The 15,459-nt window shown below is 71.2% G+C and carries 19 protein-coding genes and 1 pseudogene; 13 read left to right on the plus strand and 7 right to left on the minus strand.

The features are described 5' to 3' along the window. Nucleotides 1-140 precede the first annotated feature (140 nt). From ACFYT4_RS26845 to ACFYT4_RS26860, 4 genes are read right to left on the minus strand one after another with little or no spacing between them, the layout of a single operon-like run. Nucleotides 141-1,352 (minus strand): ABC transporter permease, encoded by a 1,212-nt coding sequence (locus ACFYT4_RS26845; protein ID WP_389274146.1) that lies wholly within the window; start codon nt 1,350-1,352, stop codon nt 141-143. Then, nucleotides 1,349-2,152, minus strand: a complete 804-nt coding sequence (locus tag ACFYT4_RS26850) for an ABC transporter ATP-binding protein (protein ID WP_389274149.1) — start codon at nt 2,150-2,152, stop codon at nt 1,349-1,351. Before ACFYT4_RS26850 ends, ACFYT4_RS26845 begins: the two co-directional genes overlap by 4 nt. After that, complete coding sequence (locus ACFYT4_RS26855; protein ID WP_389274151.1) at nt 2,149-3,222, minus strand: peptidoglycan-binding protein; 1,074 nt, start codon at nt 3,220-3,222, stop codon at nt 2,149-2,151. Before ACFYT4_RS26855 ends, ACFYT4_RS26850 begins: the two co-directional genes overlap by 4 nt. After that, complete coding sequence (locus ACFYT4_RS26860) at nt 3,219-3,746, minus strand: hypothetical protein (RefSeq protein ID WP_389274153.1); 528 nt, start codon at nt 3,744-3,746, stop codon at nt 3,219-3,221. Before ACFYT4_RS26860 ends, ACFYT4_RS26855 begins: the two co-directional genes overlap by 4 nt. A gap of 124 nt (nt 3,747-3,870) precedes the next feature. Here ACFYT4_RS26860 and ACFYT4_RS26865 point away from each other — a divergent pair, with 124 nt between their 5' ends. The 4 genes from ACFYT4_RS26865 (at nt 3,871) to ACFYT4_RS26880 (ending at nt 6,790) form a co-directional block, all read left to right on the plus strand. Then, nucleotides 3,871-4,551 (plus strand): response regulator transcription factor, encoded by a 681-nt coding sequence (locus ACFYT4_RS26865; protein WP_389274155.1) that lies wholly within the window; start codon nt 3,871-3,873, stop codon nt 4,549-4,551. Next, nucleotides 4,548-5,837 carry a sensor histidine kinase gene (locus ACFYT4_RS26870; RefSeq protein WP_389274157.1) on the plus strand — a complete coding sequence of 430 codons (1,290 nt, stop codon included), beginning with the start codon at nt 4,548-4,550 and terminating at the stop codon, nt 5,835-5,837. The genes ACFYT4_RS26865 and ACFYT4_RS26870 overlap by 4 nt, the downstream gene beginning before the upstream one ends. Nucleotides 5,838-5,906: 69 nt before the next feature. Further along, nucleotides 5,907-6,185: a hypothetical protein gene (locus ACFYT4_RS26875; RefSeq protein ID WP_389274159.1), complete on the plus strand. Its 279-nt coding sequence runs from the start codon at nt 5,907-5,909 to the stop codon at nt 6,183-6,185. 260 nt (nt 6,186-6,445) lie between these two features. Continuing rightward, a complete protein-coding gene (locus tag ACFYT4_RS26880) occupies nt 6,446-6,790 on the plus strand; it encodes a helix-turn-helix domain-containing protein (RefSeq protein ID WP_389274161.1) in 345 nt (114 codons plus the stop codon). Nucleotides 6,791-7,236: 446 nt separating this feature from the next. On the opposite strand, the gene ACFYT4_RS26885 is transcribed toward ACFYT4_RS26880, so the two are convergent. Continuing rightward, the gene (locus ACFYT4_RS26885; protein WP_389274163.1) at nt 7,237-7,836 is read right to left on the minus strand and encodes a short chain dehydrogenase; all 600 of its coding nucleotides are present in this window, start codon (nt 7,834-7,836) and stop codon (nt 7,237-7,239) included. Between the two features lie 120 nt (nt 7,837-7,956). Here ACFYT4_RS26885 and ACFYT4_RS26890 point away from each other — a divergent pair, with 120 nt between their 5' ends. The 4 genes from ACFYT4_RS26890 (at nt 7,957) to ACFYT4_RS26905 (ending at nt 10,413) form a co-directional block, all read left to right on the plus strand. Next, a complete protein-coding gene (locus ACFYT4_RS26890; RefSeq protein WP_389274166.1) occupies nt 7,957-8,823 on the plus strand; it encodes a LysR family transcriptional regulator in 867 nt (288 codons plus the stop codon). 428 nt (nt 8,824-9,251) lie between these two features. Next, complete coding sequence (locus ACFYT4_RS26895) at nt 9,252-9,632, plus strand: hypothetical protein (RefSeq protein ID WP_389274169.1); 381 nt, start codon at nt 9,252-9,254, stop codon at nt 9,630-9,632. 140 nt (nt 9,633-9,772) lie between these two features. After that, the gene (locus ACFYT4_RS26900; protein ID WP_389274172.1) at nt 9,773-10,039 is read left to right on the plus strand and encodes a hypothetical protein; all 267 of its coding nucleotides are present in this window, start codon (nt 9,773-9,775) and stop codon (nt 10,037-10,039) included. A gap of 2 nt (nt 10,040-10,041) precedes the next feature. After that, nucleotides 10,042-10,413 carry a fic family toxin-antitoxin system, toxin component gene (locus ACFYT4_RS26905; protein ID WP_389274271.1) on the plus strand — a complete coding sequence of 124 codons (372 nt, stop codon included), beginning with the start codon at nt 10,042-10,044 and terminating at the stop codon, nt 10,411-10,413. On the opposite strand, the gene ACFYT4_RS26910 is transcribed toward ACFYT4_RS26905, so the two are convergent. Beyond that, on the minus strand, nt 10,330-11,031 hold the full coding sequence (locus tag ACFYT4_RS26910) for a hypothetical protein (RefSeq protein WP_389274175.1): 702 nt from the start codon (nt 11,029-11,031) through the stop codon (nt 10,330-10,332). The two genes, ACFYT4_RS26905 and ACFYT4_RS26910, sit on opposite strands and share 84 nt — an antisense overlap. Before the next feature lie 217 nt (nt 11,032-11,248). Here ACFYT4_RS26910 and ACFYT4_RS26915 point away from each other — a divergent pair, with 217 nt between their 5' ends. Both ACFYT4_RS26915 and ACFYT4_RS26920 read left to right on the plus strand, forming a co-directional pair. Beyond that, nucleotides 11,249-11,512 carry a hypothetical protein gene (locus ACFYT4_RS26915; RefSeq protein ID WP_389274178.1) on the plus strand — a complete coding sequence of 88 codons (264 nt, stop codon included), beginning with the start codon at nt 11,249-11,251 and terminating at the stop codon, nt 11,510-11,512. Continuing rightward, complete coding sequence (locus ACFYT4_RS26920; protein WP_389274181.1) at nt 11,509-11,895, plus strand: hypothetical protein; 387 nt, start codon at nt 11,509-11,511, stop codon at nt 11,893-11,895. The genes ACFYT4_RS26915 and ACFYT4_RS26920 overlap by 4 nt, the downstream gene beginning before the upstream one ends. Nucleotides 11,896-13,026: 1,131 nt before the next feature. Here the strand turns inward: ACFYT4_RS26920 and ACFYT4_RS26925 are convergent. Then, nucleotides 13,027-13,659, minus strand: coding sequence for a GPP34 family phosphoprotein (locus ACFYT4_RS26925; RefSeq protein ID WP_389274184.1), 633 nt, complete (start codon nt 13,657-13,659; stop codon nt 13,027-13,029). A 502-nt stretch (nt 13,660-14,161) separates the two neighbouring features. Here ACFYT4_RS26925 and ACFYT4_RS26930 point away from each other — a divergent pair. The 3 genes and pseudogenes from ACFYT4_RS26930 to ACFYT4_RS26940 all read left to right on the plus strand — a co-directional run bounded on the left by ACFYT4_RS26930 (nt 14,162) and on the right by ACFYT4_RS26940 (nt 15,201). Beyond that, nucleotides 14,162-14,380, plus strand: a complete 219-nt coding sequence (locus ACFYT4_RS26930; protein WP_389274187.1) for a helix-turn-helix domain-containing protein — start codon at nt 14,162-14,164, stop codon at nt 14,378-14,380. 78 nt (nt 14,381-14,458) lie between these two features. Continuing rightward, complete coding sequence (locus ACFYT4_RS26935) at nt 14,459-14,677, plus strand: winged helix-turn-helix domain-containing protein (RefSeq protein WP_389274190.1); 219 nt, start codon at nt 14,459-14,461, stop codon at nt 14,675-14,677. After that, nucleotides 14,674-15,201, plus strand: a pseudogene (locus ACFYT4_RS26940) (transposase). The gene ACFYT4_RS26935 and the pseudogene ACFYT4_RS26940 overlap by 4 nt, the downstream one beginning before the upstream one ends. Nucleotides 15,202-15,459 lie beyond the last annotated feature (258 nt).

Raw genomic sequence — 15,459 nt, forward strand, 5'->3', positions numbered from 1 at the left:
ACACTTGTGAAACTCCGGAAGATCCCCGGTTTCGCGAACCGGGGATCGGGCCGTGTGCCTGCCGGACGTGGGTGACAGTCACTGTCACGGTCTCGGCCGTCCGACAGGCTGGGCGACGGTCGCGGCCCGCCGCCTCCTCCTCACGCGGCGTGCAGCGCCAGCGTCGGCGACAGGCGGGACGCCCGTACCGCCGGATAGAGGCCCGCGACCGTGCCGATCACCAGTGTCGCGCCGAACCCGCCGCCGATCGCCCAGAGCGGAACCACCCACGGCAGCCCGCTGCTCGTCGCGTGAACGCCCGTTGCCGCCGACCCTAGGACGATGCCCGCCACGCCACCGAGGCCGGACAGCAGCAAGGACTCGGTGACGAACTGGCCCCGGATCTGCCCCCGGGTCGCGCCGATGGAGCGGCGCAGTCCGATCTCGTGCCGTCGTTCGAGCACTGAGATGATCATGGTGTTGGCCACCCCGACACCGCCCACCAGCAATGCCACTCCACCGAGGCCGAGCAGCAGATTGCTGAACGCGCCCTCGGTCGCCGCCTTCGCCTGGAGGCCGGACGACGGGTCCGTGACGTCGACGTTGCGCGGGGTCTGCGGGTCCACCGTACGGGCGATGAGGCTGTGGACCTTGCCGACCTCCGCGTCCGCCGAGCGTTCGTACAGCGTCGTCGGGTGGCCGTCGAAGCCGAGCCTGCTGCTGCCGATGTCCCACCCGACCAGTGCCGAGCGCGCGATCTCGGGTGCGAGCGGCAGGTCGTCGAGGATGCCGAGGACGGTGAAGTACTGGCCGTCGATGTACACCCGCTGGCCCGGCCGGGAGATGCCGAGGCGGTCCGCCGCGACGTCGCCCAGAACGACCGCCGGGTACGCGCCGGTGGCCTTGTTGAGCCATGTCCCGGTGCGGAGTCTCCCGCGCAGGGTGGTCAGCAGGTCCTCGGTGGCGGCCTGAACCGTGATCCCGCCGGTGATGTCCTCGGAGATCTTCTCCGAGCGGCGTACGGAATGCTCCAACAGGCCGGTGCCACCCACGTGCTCGACACCGTCGATCCTGGCCACCTTGCCGACCGCGTCCTTGGCCATCGGAATCTTCTTCCCGGTCAGCAGGTCGTCGCCAGGGGTGACCACCAGCATGTTGGTGCCCAGCCTGTCGAGCTCCTGGAGAACCTTCTCCCTGCTGGATGCCGAAATGCCGACCACCGAGATCATCGTGGCGATCCCGATGGCGATCCCGAGGGCGGACAGCACCACCCGCAGGGGCCGGCTGCGCATCCCGGCCGCCCCGGTGTGCAGGATGTCGCGCGGGGTCAGCCGGGCCGCCTTGAGCGTCGGCCGCTGCCGGTGCGTGCTCATGGGGCGTCACCCCGTTTCTGCGCACGTACGTGTCCTTGCGCCGCGCTTGCCTGCGCCGCGCTGTCCTGGGCGATCTGCCCGTCCCGGATCCGCACCTGCCTCGGCAGCATCCCGGCGATCTCCGTGTCGTGGGTGATGACGGCGATGGTCGCGCCCTCCTCGTTGAGGTCGTGGATCAGTTGCATGACCGCCTTGCCGGACGCTGTGTCCAGCGCGCCGGTCGGTTCGTCCGCGAGCAGCAGGTCGGGTTCCCCGACGACCGCGCGGGCGATGGCGACGCGTTGCTTCTGGCCGCCGGAGAGCTCGTGCGGCCGGTGCTTCATCCGGTCCCCGAGGCCGACCCGCTCCAGAGCACGGGCGGCCCGCTTGTGCCGTTCGGCGCGGGGCAGCCCGGAGTAGAGGAGCCCCTCGGCCACGTTGTCCCGGGCGCTGATGCCCGGCACCAGGTGGAACGCCTGGAAGACGAAGCCGATGTGCTGGGCGCGCAGTGCGGAGAGTTCGCGGTCGGACAGCCGGCCGACGTCGTGTCCGGCGATGGCGACCGAGCCGGCCGTGGGCCGGTCGAGGGTGCCGACGATGTGCAGGAGGGTGGATTTTCCGGAGCCCGAGGGGCCGGCGATCGCCAGCAGTTCCCCCGCGTCGATCGTCAGGTCCACCCCGCGCAGTGCGGCGACCCCGCCCGGGTACTCCTTGGTCACCCCGGCCAGCTCGACCACAGGGGCCGGGGTCCGGTCCGGGACGGAAGCCTGTGCCACCGGGCCGGAATCGGCCGCGCGCGGGTACGGGGAGGCGCCGCTCATGGCTTGGGCACCCCGACTTTCATGCCCGCGCGCAGTCCGTCGCCCGTCACCTCGACCTGTCCCTGGGCGAAGAGACCGAGCTTCACCTTGATCTCGCGCGTCTTGCCGCCCTCGACGACCTGGACGCCGAAGGAACCGTCCTCCAGTGCGAGCAGCGCGCCGACCGGAACACTGAGCACATTCTTTCGCGTCTCACCCTGGAACTCGACGGTGGCCGGGGACTTGTCGAAGCCCTTGACCTCGGCCGGGTCGTCGAAGGTGACGATGATGCCGATACGCGGTGTTCTGTCGTTCGGGTCCGAGCCCGGCTTCGCCACGGAGGCGACGGAGGTGACGGTGCCCTTGGCGACGGTGCCGTCGGGCAGCTCCACCTCGACCTTGCCACCGGTCCTGGCCAGCGACGCCTCGGAGACCTTGGCCTCCAGATGGACGACACGATCGGAACCGGTCGTGGTCAGGATCTTCTGGCCGGGCGCTGTCTGGTCGCCCACCGCCGCGTCGGCGCTCTGGATTCGTACGGGCCCTGCGGCGAAGGCGATCTGCTCCGGACCGATCCGACCGGTCTGCTTCAGGTCGTGCGCCTTCTGCCACCGCTTGACCGCGTCGGCGGTGCCGGAGGTGTACTTCTCGTCGATGGCGAGCCCGGTCCCGTATCCGAGGTCGCGGAGGTTCTCCTCCAACTGCTGTACGTCGGTGCCCTTGGAGCCGGTTTTCAGCGCACGGTACATCGGCTCGGTCCCGTACATCAGCCGGACGTCCTGGCCGTTGACCGCGTACAGCCTGCCGTCGCGTTGGATCCTGGAGCCACCGGGTGTGATCCAGGTCAGCGTGCCGGCCGTGCCCGCGTTGATCTTGTGCTGCCCGGAGTAGCCGAGGGTGCCGTCGATGCCGGTGCTGTTGCTCAGGTCGCCCTTGATCACGGAGGCGGTGGCGGGCGGGAGGCCGGCCCGGTCCTCCCGGCCCCCAGGGCCCTCTTCGGATTGCGGTTCGCCGAGGGCGGCGACGGCGAATCCGCCGCCCGCGACAGCCGTGATCAGCACGACGGTGACCGCCATGGTGCGGCGCCTCACGCGGCGCACTCGTTCAGGGCCGTCATGAACTTGTCGGGGTCGGCGCCCTGGGGGATCCGGAAGGCCTCGGTGGTGCCGCCCTGGGCGGGCTTGGGGTCCGGCATGGTGAAGCCCTTGCCGCGCAGACACTGGATGATCTTGAGCTGCTGGTCCGACTGCTGCTGGTCCGAAGCACCGTCGCCGCTGCCGCCCTGCGGCGAGGTCCCGCAGGCCTCCAACGCCTTCTGCCACTTCTCCGGCGAGGTGCCCTCCGGCGCGGAGAGCGTCTGTGCGCGCGGGTCCGTGCCCGGCGGGAGGTCGGCGATCTTGATGCCCTTGTCCCGAAGGCACTTGCGCAGCTTCTGGTCCTTGTCGACGACGTCCGCCGCGCTGCTGTCCCCACCCGAGCCGCCGCCCGGGGCGACGGAGTCCCCGGAGGGCGACGAGTCCTCTCCTGCGTCGGAGGAGCCGGAGCACCCGGAGACGAACAGGGCCAGACCGGCGATGCCTGAGGCGACGGCCACGGTGAGCTTGCGATTCCTCATGGTTCCACTTTCCTTACGGACGCACTGTGTACGGACGGGAGGAACAGTGGCCGAAGAGGCCGTGTCGCTTCTCTTACCGACCATGTCACAGCGCCGAAATGTCACCATCGGGTAAACAGGGAACATGCGTGTACTACTGGTGGAAGACGAGGCGATCCTGGCCGAACTGATCGCCGAGGGGCTGCGCCGCGACGCGATCACGGTGGACATCGCCCACGACGGCGCCATCGGGCTGCGAAAACTCCAGACCAACGACTACGACGTGCTCGTACTCGACCGCGACCTGCCCGGCATGCACGGTGACGAGGTCTGCCGGCGCGTCGTGGCGCAGCGGCTCCTCACCCGCGTACTGATGCTCACGGCGTCCGGGACCGTGCGGGACCGCGTCGAGGGCCTCGGTCTGGGCGCCGACGACTACCTCACCAAGCCGTTCGCGTACGACGAGCTGCTCGCCCGGGTCCTGGCACTGGGCCGCCGGGCGCAGCCCGCGCTGCCGCCGGTGCTCGAACGGGGTGGCATAGTGCTGGACATCTCGCGGCGGCAGGCCAGCCGGAACGGGCATCACCTGAATCTGACCCGCAAGGAGTTCGCCGTACTCGAAACGCTCATGCGGGCCGACGGCTCCGTCGTCAGCAGCGAGGACCTCATCGAAAAGGTGTGGGACGAGCACGCGGGGTACGACACGAACCCGGTGCGGGTCGCGCTGAGCCGACTGCGGGGGAAGCTCGGGGAACCGCCGGTGGTGGAGACGGTGCCCGGGGCGGGGTACCGCATCGCGTACAGCGCGGCGTGGGGCGAGCGTTGACCGCGCGTCCCTTCGCACGCCGGGTTCCGCAGCGGATTCCGCGTGTCCGGCTCGCGAGTGAGCGAGCCCGTCTCACCACCCTCTACGGGGGCCTGCTGATGATGGCCGGATGCGTGCTGGTCACGGTCATCTACCTGCTCGTCCAGGACGGGCTCGACAACCGCATCAGCAGTGCGGTGGATCCGAAGCTGAAGGGTGACCGGACCGACCCGCAGACCGTCGGGCCCGGCGAACTGATCCCGTCGGCAGAGGCGGGCAGCCATGCGGTGACCCAGACCGTGCAACTGGTCACCGCCGCCACGCTCCACCGACTGCTCACCGTGTCCGCGATCGCCCTCGCCGTCTTCGCCGCTCTCTCGGTGTTCCTGGCCTGGTGGATGGCGGGCCGGGTGCTGCGACCTGTCGGCCTCATCACGACCACCGCACGCAAGCTCTCCGGGGAGAACCTCCACCAGCGGATCGACCTGAAGGCGCCGCCGGGCGAGCTCAAGCAACTCGCCGACACCTTCGATCAGATGCTGGGCCGGATCGAGCAACTGGTCACCGCCCAGCAACGGTTCGCCGCCAATGCGGCGCATGAGCTACGCACACCACTGGCGGTCCAGCGGGCGCTCGCCGAGATCGGTCTGGCCGATCCCGACCCCAAGCCGGAACGGATCAAGTGGATCCGGCGCCAGCTCATCGACGCGGCCGACAACAGCGAACAGCTCATCGAGTCGCTCCTGCTGCTGGCCGCCAGCCACGGAGGCGACCTGGAGACTTCCGAACCGGTGGCGCTCGGCGAAACCGTCGCGATCGTCGCAGCCGGTTTCAGCGACGAGGCACGAGGACGGGGCATCACCATCCGGACGTCGACGGAACCGATGACCGTCGAAGGCGACCCCGTACTGCTCACCCATCTGGTGAACAATCTGATGGGCAACGCGGTCCGCTACAACCACCGCGGCGGCACGATCGGCATCACGGCCACGGCCGAGGACCGCAGTCTTGAGGTCACCAACACGGGACCGGTCGTTCCGGACGAGGACGTGCCACTGCTCTTCGAGCCCTTCCGCCGCCTGAAGGAACGCAGACACGCGGCGGGCGAAGGCGTGGGCCTCGGCCTCTCGATCGTCACGTCCATCGCCCGTGCCCACGGCGCCGAGGCGACGGCGGAGGCGAACCCGGGCGGGGGCCTGACCGTCCGGGTGGTGTTCCCGGAGCATTCGAGCGGATCACCCAGGAGCTGTTCCGACGGCCGGGCGTCGCGCGTCGCGCGGGACGGCGCCGACCCCGCCGCGCCCTGACCGATCGAAGACTCCGACGGCGGCGACCTCACCGAGGCGACCGGCCGTGCCCGACGTCTGCGCGCCGAGGTGAAAGCCGCCGAGACGCTGCGCCGACAGCGCTTCGCCCCGGCCACCACGGCCGGACCGGCCCAACGGCTGGGAGCCCTCACCTCCGCTCAAGCCGGTCGTGAAGTGGCCGCCGTCGAGCACACCGACGCCTCGAAGTTGGTGCTGCCGGACCTCATCCCGCCCGCCGCGCCCCCGGCCGACTGGCGCACCCCTGCTTCCCTGGCCGCGCTCACCACACCAGGCCGGCCCATCCCGCTCCCGTCCGGCCATGATTCCGCTCCTGCCCCGGACGGGTGACCGCGAGGGCGGGGGCTACGTGGCGCTCAGACCCCGAGAGCCGGGGTAATACGTGACTGTCGACACCGTGCGGTCGCGGCCACCACCCGCACTCCCGCCGCGCCCGCGCCCGGGCCCGGTGCGGCCCCCCCGGCGTCCCGTCCCGACCCGCACGAGGGTCCCGGGCCCGGCCCCCGATCACGCTGACTGCCCCCGTCCGTATCTCCGTTCATGCTGAACCACCCACTCCCGACCACGTCACAAGGGAGCGCTGTTCCGCCTTGACATCCCCCGCGCCGCTCGGTGAGCCGTTCGCCGAAGCGTCCACCGAGGCAGCCCAGTCGGCGGCGATGGCAGTCCGCCTGATCCTCACCGTCACCGACGTGGTCCGCCGCGCCGCCCGGAGGCACCGTCTCGGCAAAGACACGGAGGACGGACCCGGCCTCGGCGAGGACGCGACGAAGCCGGCGCCGGGCTGGGCCGCCGCCACCCTGCACCGCCGTTTCAGGGCCGCCACCGGCATGAGCCCGCTCCGCTTCCAGGAGCACCTGCGGCTCCAGGAGGCCAGACGGCTGCTGACGGCGGGCGACACCACGGGGGCGCGGGTCGCGGAGGCGGTCGGGTAGGTGAGCGCGACCCGGTTCAGCCGGGAGTACCGAAGCGTCTATCGGCTGCCGCCGATGCGGGACGCGGCGCGGCTGCGGGGGCGGTTGGCGCGGGGGCTGGCCAGAGCCGGTCGTCGGAGGCGCGGCAGTGCGAACGACCCGGTCGGGATCACGATCCTCGTCAGCGTCCGGGGCGCGGTGCGTGGTCATGTCGGCCTCGAAGACATCGGCCCGCAGGGCTGCGCCGTGCGCAGTCGGCCCGGCGCTGCTCCGGCACCGGCGCCGACGTGTCGTACGCGTACCGTCAGCTCCGGTTCCAGCAGGGGATCGGGATCCGGCCGGTGCGCACGGCAGGCTTCAGGACCGGGCCGGACACCTCCGCAGCCGGTCCGCGTAGAACTCAACGTCCCCGAACGAGGTCCCCCCGGCTCCGCTGTTGGGTGCTGCCGCGCCAGAAGTGCTGGGGTTCACCAGACCCGGTAGACCTGGCCCGTCTGCGAGCCCTCGATCGAGCGGACGTACGACGTTGCCACGCGGGTCGCCGGGACGGCGTCCATCCCGGGGAAGAAAGGACCGTACGCGGGCAGGGACTCCTGGGCCACTGTGGGGCTCACCGCGTTGATCCGCTGGGGCGGGAGTTCGATCGCGGCGGCCCGCACGAAAGCCTCGACCGCGCCGTTCGCCGCCGAAACAGCCGCCCCGCCCACGATCGGCTCTTCGGTGATGATTCCACTGACCAGGGTGAACGAGCCGGTCGGAGCGACGTGCCGGGCACCCTGGCGAACCAGCTCCAGTTGGCTCAGAGCCTTGCCGCGGAAGGTCGCCACGACGTCGTCGGCGGTCAGATCGCGCAGCGGCCGGAATACGGCGTCGCCGGCCGCGACCGCCACCGCGTCCAGCGGCCCGGCCTCCGTGTAGAGCCGGGCGACTGCCGCCGGGTCGGTGACATCGGCGATCAGGTCGCCGCCCGAACGGCCCACGCCGATCACTTTGTGTCCGCGCGCCAGGAGTGCCCGGCCCACCGCGCTGCCGAGCGTGCCACCCGCGCCGACCAGAAGAATCCTCACAACCAACCATTCCTCACACACTGGAACGAAGCCCGGGGGATCACCCGGGCACCTTGGACGCTAAGGAGCGCGCCCCCGGCCGGGGAAATGCCGTTTGGTCAGGCGCTATGCTTCACAGGCATGGATGATGTGGAGTTGCGGCATCTCAGGGCCCTGGACGCGGTGGCCAAGGCGGGCACCGTCACCGCTGCGGCGGCCCGACTGCACATGACACAGCCGGCCCTCTCCCGCACGCTCGCTCAGCTGGAGGCACGTGTCGGCGTCCGGCTCGTCGACCGTTCCCCCCGGCACCTCGCCCTCACCCCGGCCGGGACGATCCTGCTCGGGCACGGACGGGCGATTCTCGCGCACCTGGACGCGGCGCTTGCCGACGTCCGGACGGTCTCCCGTCCTCTGCGGGTCGGCTACACCTGCGCGGTGCTGGGGCGGCAGACCGTCCCGCTGCTCCGCTCGTGGCGCCGCGCGCACCCCCGCATCCCGCTCGACGTGGTCCGGCAGGACAACGCCACCGCGGGCCTCGCCACCGGAGACACCGATGTGGCGGTGCTCCGGACCGCCCCCGCCGATCCGCGCATCCGTGCCGAGGCCCTCTACACGGAGGACCGGGTCGCCGCCCTGCCCGACGACCACCCTCTCGCGAACCGGGACGGGGTGCTGCTGGCCGAGCTCACCGCCCGCCCGGGCCTCCCGCTGGCTCTGTGGCCGGACACCGGCACCGCCTCGCCGGACCTGTGGCCTCCGGAGCGGCGTCCGGCTCGGACCATCGAAGTGGGAAACGTGGACGAGTGGCTGAACCTCATCGCCGCCGGCGGTGCGTTCGGCCTGGGCGCGGCGGGCACGGCGGAGAGCCACGGCCACCCGGGCGTCCGCTTCGTCCCGGTCTCCGACGCTCCCGTCACCACCGTCTACCTCGCCCACCCCGCCCACCCCACGCATCCGAGGACGGAGGACTTCCTCGCGCGGGTCCGGGAAGTGGTGAGCGGCTGAAGCCGGCCGACCGGCCCTGTCCGCCCCTGCCGCGGCGCCCTCGCCGAAGCCCTCCTCCGCGAAGCCGACGGACGCCTGTCCGCACCGCTCGTGGGAACGGCCCGCTGCGCGCGCCCGGCTCGTGCGGGCGCGGCATACGCGGCTGGACCGCCTCACAGAAGCCCTTCCCGTCGCCCCGTAGCCCGCGATGGCCAGCCGCGCCCTCCCTGCCGGGCGTCGGGCGAGTGGGAAGAGATGGAACGGGGAGTGACGCGGCCCCGGCTAGGACGTCGGCATTGTGCCGCGATACCGCGCGACCGGCCCGACTGCCGTACCGCCGCATGTGTGAAGGTTCTTCAGGAAGGCTGTGCGGTGGATTTCCGGCCACGGAGGTGCCGGTGACGTGCGTCCCGGGGATGAGTACGTGGCGAGGCCCCGGATGAGTAGTCGTGCTCATGTCGCCGCCCGGTCGCCGACGGCAGGCCGGATCCGTGAATGTGACCCGGAATGTCGTGCCCCGCGACCTGGCCGACGGGCCTGCGTGTCGTGTCCTCGCCCTGCTCTTCTGGAGCGGGACGGCGCTGATCACGTTCGGCCCCGTCCTTCTCACGACTGCTATCTCCATCGCCTGGATGCAACCGATCACGGTGCTGACCCCGCTGACAAAAGTGGCCGGGCTTCAAGTCGGCCTCATCGCAGCCGTCGTGACACCTCTCTATTTCGCACCCGGCATTTGTCGTCTCGCCCGCTCCGCCCGGTTCGCGCTGCTGGGCCCCGTGGCCGGTACCATTGCACTAGCCGTGCTGCTCTGTCTCAAACCTGAGCTGTGACCTTCGAAGTCCTGAGCGTGGCTTCCAGTAACCCGGTCTGGCACGACATGGCTGCTGAGGGCTGGCATGACATGTGACACCTCTCGCTGCGCTTCGGCCCGATCTGACCTGCCTGCTACCACCCTGCTACCTTTGCTGGTATGGGCAGCAGTGACAGGAAGCAGACCCAGCTCCGGCTGGCACCCGGCGTCCTTGCCGCCGGCAAGGACGCGGCCGCGGCCCGCGGGCTGGACTTCAACAAGTACGTCGAGCGCCTCATCGTCGAGGACACCACCGGCGCCCGCGCGGCAGGCATGACCGCCGCCCAGCGCCTCATCGACACCCACGGCGACTTCCTCGCCGGCCTGGAAGCCGACCTCGAATCCCAGCACGCCCCGGCCCCGAGGGACCGGGGCGCCGCTGCGTGAGCATGCCCCTGCACGTCGACCTGTCCTGGATCCTGGAAGTCGCCGAACGCGCCGGCCAGCGCGACCCCGCACCCGATGACCTCGGAGTGCCGCTCGCGGCCGACTCCCGCCACCGCGCCGAACTCCTCGAACAGCCCGTATACGGCGACCCTCATGCCCGCGCCGCCGCACTCGTGCACACCCTCGGGCGCTGCCGCTGGCTCGAGCGGTCCAACCTCACCGTCGCATGTGCCGTCGCCGTCATGTACCTCAACGCCAGCGGCATCCCCGCTGACCCCACCCGCGACCAACTAACGGCCCTGGCCCACGAGCTGCACGACCCGCGCTGCACCGCCGCCCGCATCGCCGAACAACTGCGCGACTGGAGGCCCTGAACTCACCGACCTGCATCCGGAAGTGCGCCTCACCAGCGTCCGATGTCCGGTGGGGGCCGTCGGTGTGGGTGATCTGCCACAGGCCGCGGATGAAATCGCGGCCTCGAATCGCTGGTCGACGAGGCTGTCCGCTGCTTGCCGACAGGCGTTCTTGGCAACGGGTGTCCCCAGCCGGTCGGAATCGGCCTCCAGTGCCGTGATCTCTGTACTGAGCGGAGCCGCGGGTTCGTCCAGCGGCAGCAGACGGACGCCGGTGAGATCACCGTCGCTTGGGTCGTGGTCGGCGTGCAGATCGAAGCCGTCGGCCCGGAGTGCTTCATACAGCTGCCAGAACGGCGTCCCCGGACGGATCTCACCGGGCTCTGCCGGTGCCACGCGGGCGGCGACCAGTCTGACGAACTCCTGCAACCCCTTTCGTTCGGCCGAGCCGGGGGAGGCAGCCTTCCGCTTGGCCTCGTACGCGGTGTCCGCCATCAAGTTCTGCCTGCTGTGAGGCGACTTGGGCGTGCACTCGTCGAGGCCGGACTTCATCACCGTGAGGCGCAGATCGGCCATGGCGAAGACGTGCTCGGCAATCCCGGCGGCACAGCCGATGACAGGAGACGAGGGCAGGTGCATGGCACCAGCCTGCCCGTCGGGACTGGCCGCTGTCCTGCTGTTTCCCCTACGGTCGTGCTTCCGCCCAGCAGCTCGGCATCTGCGAGAGCCGTGCCCCCCGCTCACGCCCGGCATGGGCATGACGCAGGGCCTTGGCCCGGTCGATGCCTCGGCCGGGTGGGCCCACCATCGCCCGTATCCCGCACCCGGGCGTATACGCGCATGTATACTGCGGGGTATGTCTGATGCCATGATCCGGGTTCCGTCGGAGGTGCGTGACCGTCTGGCGGTCATCGCGGAGTCGCGGGGGACGTCGATCCGTTCCCTGGTGCAGGAGTTCGCCGAGGCGACGCTCACCGAGGAGGAGCGCCGGGAGCGCGCGGAGGCCACGCGCGCCTATCTGGCCGAGCACTTCGGGGTCGACGTGACCGACGAGGAGAGCGCGGCGATGGGCCGCCGCCTCCGCGACGCCTTCGGCGACAGGCCGGGCGTAGGCGCGTGATCCAGCACCACCTCGTTCTGGACACCCCCTCCCTCCTGGCTCTGTCCGGAAACCGGCAGGTGTCCGCCCTGATCCACCGGGCCCACTTCGAGAGCGGCACCCGCCTGTGGGCACCGGTCCTCTCCATCCTGGAAGCCGACGCCGAGAACCCGGGAATCGCCGAACACATCGGACAGCTCGACGTCATCCACACCGCCGACCTCGACTACCCCGCCACACTCGCCGTCGCCCGCCTGCGCCGGGACGGCGTCCCCGCGGGAATCGCCGCGGCGGTCCACGCAGTGCGCCACCTGCCCGCATGGGACGCCGACGCCCTGATCGCCACCGTCACCCCGCAGGCCTACGACGGACACAACGTCCCCCTGCTTGACCTCAACCGCTGACAAGCTCCGGCTCTGTTCTCGAGTGCCGGACCTGGCTCAAGTCCTGTGAAGGAATGACCGCCGTGAATGCCGGTGGTGAGTGGGGACGGCGCACCGGTTCCCGTGGAGGCGGGTCAGCGTTCGAGAGGCGAGCCTCCGCGTACGCCCGCCGTGTCGGTGTCGGCGCGGTGCTGACCGTCAACGAGTACCTGACCGAACTCTCCGCGCGTATGTGCGCCGACCTGGGGGTGCCCGGCAGTGACCCGGCCCGCGCACGCGGCCCGGGACAGGGCCGCCATGGCCGATGCGTTCACGGCGGCCGGGATGCGCACCCCCGTACACGGTCCTCGTCCGGGACGACGCCGGGCTGAGGGCCGCGCTGGCGGACCCGCGGGTCGGCTTTCCGTGCGTCGTCAAACCTGTTGCCGGGGCGGGCTCCGCCGGCGTCACGGTGGTCACCGGCCCGGCCGAAGCCGCCGCGGCCACTGGCGCAGCCCGCGCGGAGAGCGATGGTCTCCGGCCTGATCACCGCCGAGGCACTCTTCCACGCCCTGCTGTCCGTGACCAGCCGCCGGGGCGGTTCCTACGTCCCCCTCGCGGACCTCCTGACCACGCTGGCCGCACCGGCCGCACCGGCCGCACCGGCCGCACCGGCCGCGCGGGGCCCGCTGCCCCGGCTGCGGCCGGCATCGCGGGGTGTGGAGCATTTCCCCGCTCTGCCTGAACCGGGTGTGACCGTCACCGGCGTTCTCACGGCCGACGGCCTCTGGACCGCGGGAGAAGTGGACGGCATGGCGGTCGCCGCCGACGGGGGCCTGCCCTCCGGCGGCCGCCGACGCGTGCCTGGCCTGCGTAGGAGTGAGGCCGCCGTCCCGGCTCATGTGAGTGTGGAGTGCTACGCCGGGCTGGTACGCGGCCGCCTTGTCGGCGGCTTCGCCCGACGAGCCGTACGGCCTGCTTTCCCCTCGGTGCGGCGACCGGAGAGTCCTGTCGTACGGCTGGATCGTCGGAGACCCGCGACCACCGCTCACACGCCCCACATCGTCCGGCCCTTCGCTCGGCTACCCGCTGGTATCGGTGGGCAGGAGTCGGGACCCAGGGGAAGGCGATCGACGCGGCCCGGACCTCCGGACGGGCGGGGCACGGGGACTGTCAGCCGGCTCGCCAGATGTTGTCGAAGGCCGCCTGTTCCACGTCCCGGCGCTGCCGTACGGCGGCCAGCTCCAATTCCGCGTCGCCGAGCGCGGCCAGCACCGCCTCCACGCCGTCCGGCAGGCCCACGGACTCGGCGGAACCGGCGGAGCCGTCGGAGCTGTCGGTGGTTTCGTCGTGGATTCGCACGGTCGCCGCGAGGGCGGTGAGTACGGACTCCTCCGCCGCCAGACGGTCGGCCGCGCGACGGCGCTCGGGCGAATCGACGGGCGTGGGCTCACCGCCCGCCCCGAACGGCAGCCTGAGGCTCCGCGGTCGGGTGAGCAGCCCCTCGGCCTCCAGAGCGGCCCGGTACACCGAGGAGAGGTCACGGCCGCGGCGCCACAGCCAGTCGTCCACCGACTCGTAGGGTTCCTCCCGTACGAGTGCCGACGCAGCGGCCCGCAACAGCGCGTCGTCGGGCGCGGGCCCGCCGGCCGGCACGATGCGGTCGCCGTCCAGCTCGACGGCCCCGGTGGCGATCAGGTCGATCAGCTCGGCTCCCGCGAGCGCGAGCGACAGTTCACCCCGGGCCGGTCGGCGACCGGATGCCGCGTCCAGGGCTACGAACATCAGGTCACGCGGTGTGGTCATGTTCAGCTCCTGCTGTCTGCGGGCGAGGGCCGGGACGGCCGACAGGGCCCATGGTGGTCGCGGGACGGTACGTCGCGGGTCGCCCCACAGCCACACCGTACGGCCCGGGGCTCCTGCTGTACTCCGTCCGCCGTGCCGACGGCGGGCCCGCCGGATCACGAAGGCGCCTCCCGGGCGGCGCGAGATCCTGGAGGGCCTGCCGGGGGATTCGCCCGCCGCGCCGTCCGTCCGGTGGTACCGCAGGGCATCGCCGGGGCATCGCCGGACGATCCGCTCGCTTTCGGCGGCGGTGGCCGCCGTCCCCGGGCCAAGGCCCGCGCCATCCGGCCCGGCCCGAGGGCGGCCCACAGAGCCTTTCCCTCGCCCCGGGCAGGGGCGAGGGAAGGGCCCGTGGCGGGTGTCCTGGAGGGTTACTGAGGTTGAACTCGTGGTGTCGTGGGGGGTGACTGCCGGCCGTCGGCTGCGCTATCACCGGAGGCATGCGGTATCCACAAGGGGGCGGGTGACCGCCGAACGTCAGCAGTTCCGCGAGGGGTTACGGCTCGAACCGGCGGAGCGGTTCGCCCAGGGGGACGCGAGCTCGGCGATCGCCGGGGATCTGCGGGGCAGTGTCCGATCGGTGCAGCGGTGGCGGCAGGCGTGGGAGGAGGGTCGCCCGCGTGCTCTGCGGTCGCAGGGGCCGGCGTCGCTGCCGAGGCTGAGCGAGGGGCAGTTCACGTAGCTGGAGGCGGAGCCGGCCAGGGGGCCGGCCGCGCACGGCTGGGAGGACCAGCGGTGGACACTCGCCCGGGTCAAGACGGTGATCGGCCGGCGCTTCCACCTGACCTATACGATCCAGGGCGTGCGGAAGCTGCTGGTACGCAACGGCTGGTCGTGCCAGGTCCCGGTCCGACGTGGAGTGGAGCGGGACGACGACGCGGTGGCGGCGTGGGCCCGGGAGGTGTGGCCCTGCGCGGAAGGCTCGCGGCGGCCCGTGGAACCTGTCTCGTCTTCGAGGACGAAGCCGGATTCTCCATGACGCCGCAGGCGAAGACCTGGTCCCAGCGGGGCCGGACCCCGGTGGTGCGGGTCCGCGGTCGTTCCCGCAGACGGGTGTCCATCGCCGCGCTGACCTGTTACAAACCCGCCGCCGGTCCCGGCTGATCTACCGGCCGCGCCGGGACGACGGCCGACGTGACGGGCGCGCAAGAGCTTCTCCTGGCGCGACTACCGGGACCTGCTGACCGCAGCCCACCAGCAGCTCGGCGGCCCGATCGTGCTCATCTGGGACAACCGCAACGTCCACAAAGCCACTGGGTTACGGGAGTTCGCCGAAGCCCGGGACTGGCTGACCATCTCCTACCTGCCGCCCGACACGCCCGACCTCAACCCCGTCGAAGGGATCTGGTCCCTCCTTGACGGGGTCGGCTCTCCAACGTCGCCTTCAGCACTCCCGAACACCTCGTCCAGCGCATCCGACGCGGCCTACGGCACATCCAGTACCGCAGCGACCTCATAGACGGCTGCCGCACCGAGACCGGCCTGACCATCAGGCCCACCTGAGTAACCAAGCGACCTCACGAATTCAACCTCAGTAGGTGTGGCTCGCACCATGGACGACCGCACCACGACGTCCGTTCAGTGGGTGAACCAGCTCAAGAACTCCAGTGGTAACTGGGTGAATCATAGGTCGGGGACCTGCTACAACATGCTCGGACCCCGCTCCTTGGCGACCTGTGGCAAGAACTTCTGGGAGACAGCAACCTCAACGAGCTCGGGGGCTACGGCAGCCGCCTGCACGACAAGGCGTGCTCATCCACT

Source organism: Streptomyces sp. NPDC004609, from assembly GCF_042873655.1.
Taxonomy (GTDB): domain Bacteria; phylum Actinomycetota; class Actinomycetes; order Streptomycetales; family Streptomycetaceae; genus Streptomyces.

Excerpts from the sequence above, each read along its gene's own strand:
- ACFYT4_RS26845 (WP_389274146.1), bottom strand. The coding sequence starts at position 1,352 with ATGAGCACGCACCGGCAGCGGCCGACGCTCAAGGCGGCCCGGCTGACC.
- ACFYT4_RS26850 (WP_389274149.1), bottom strand. The coding sequence starts at position 2,152 with ATGAGCGGCGCCTCCCCGTACCCGCGCGCGGCCGATTCCGGCCCGGTG.
- ACFYT4_RS26860 (WP_389274153.1), bottom strand. The coding sequence starts at position 3,746 with ATGAGGAATCGCAAGCTCACCGTGGCCGTCGCCTCAGGCATCGCCGGT.
- ACFYT4_RS26865 (WP_389274155.1), top strand. The coding sequence starts at position 3,871 with ATGCGTGTACTACTGGTGGAAGACGAGGCGATCCTGGCCGAACTGATC.
- ACFYT4_RS26890 (WP_389274166.1), top strand. The coding sequence starts at position 7,957 with ATGGATGATGTGGAGTTGCGGCATCTCAGGGCCCTGGACGCGGTGGCC.
- ACFYT4_RS26900 (WP_389274172.1), top strand. The coding sequence starts at position 9,773 with ATGGGCAGCAGTGACAGGAAGCAGACCCAGCTCCGGCTGGCACCCGGC.
- ACFYT4_RS26905 (WP_389274271.1), top strand. The coding sequence starts at position 10,042 with ATGCCCCTGCACGTCGACCTGTCCTGGATCCTGGAAGTCGCCGAACGC.
- ACFYT4_RS26910 (WP_389274175.1), bottom strand. The coding sequence starts at position 11,031 with ATGCACCTGCCCTCGTCTCCTGTCATCGGCTGTGCCGCCGGGATTGCC.
- ACFYT4_RS26915 (WP_389274178.1), top strand. The coding sequence starts at position 11,249 with ATGTCTGATGCCATGATCCGGGTTCCGTCGGAGGTGCGTGACCGTCTG.
- ACFYT4_RS26925 (WP_389274184.1), bottom strand. The coding sequence starts at position 13,659 with ATGACCACACCGCGTGACCTGATGTTCGTAGCCCTGGACGCGGCATCC.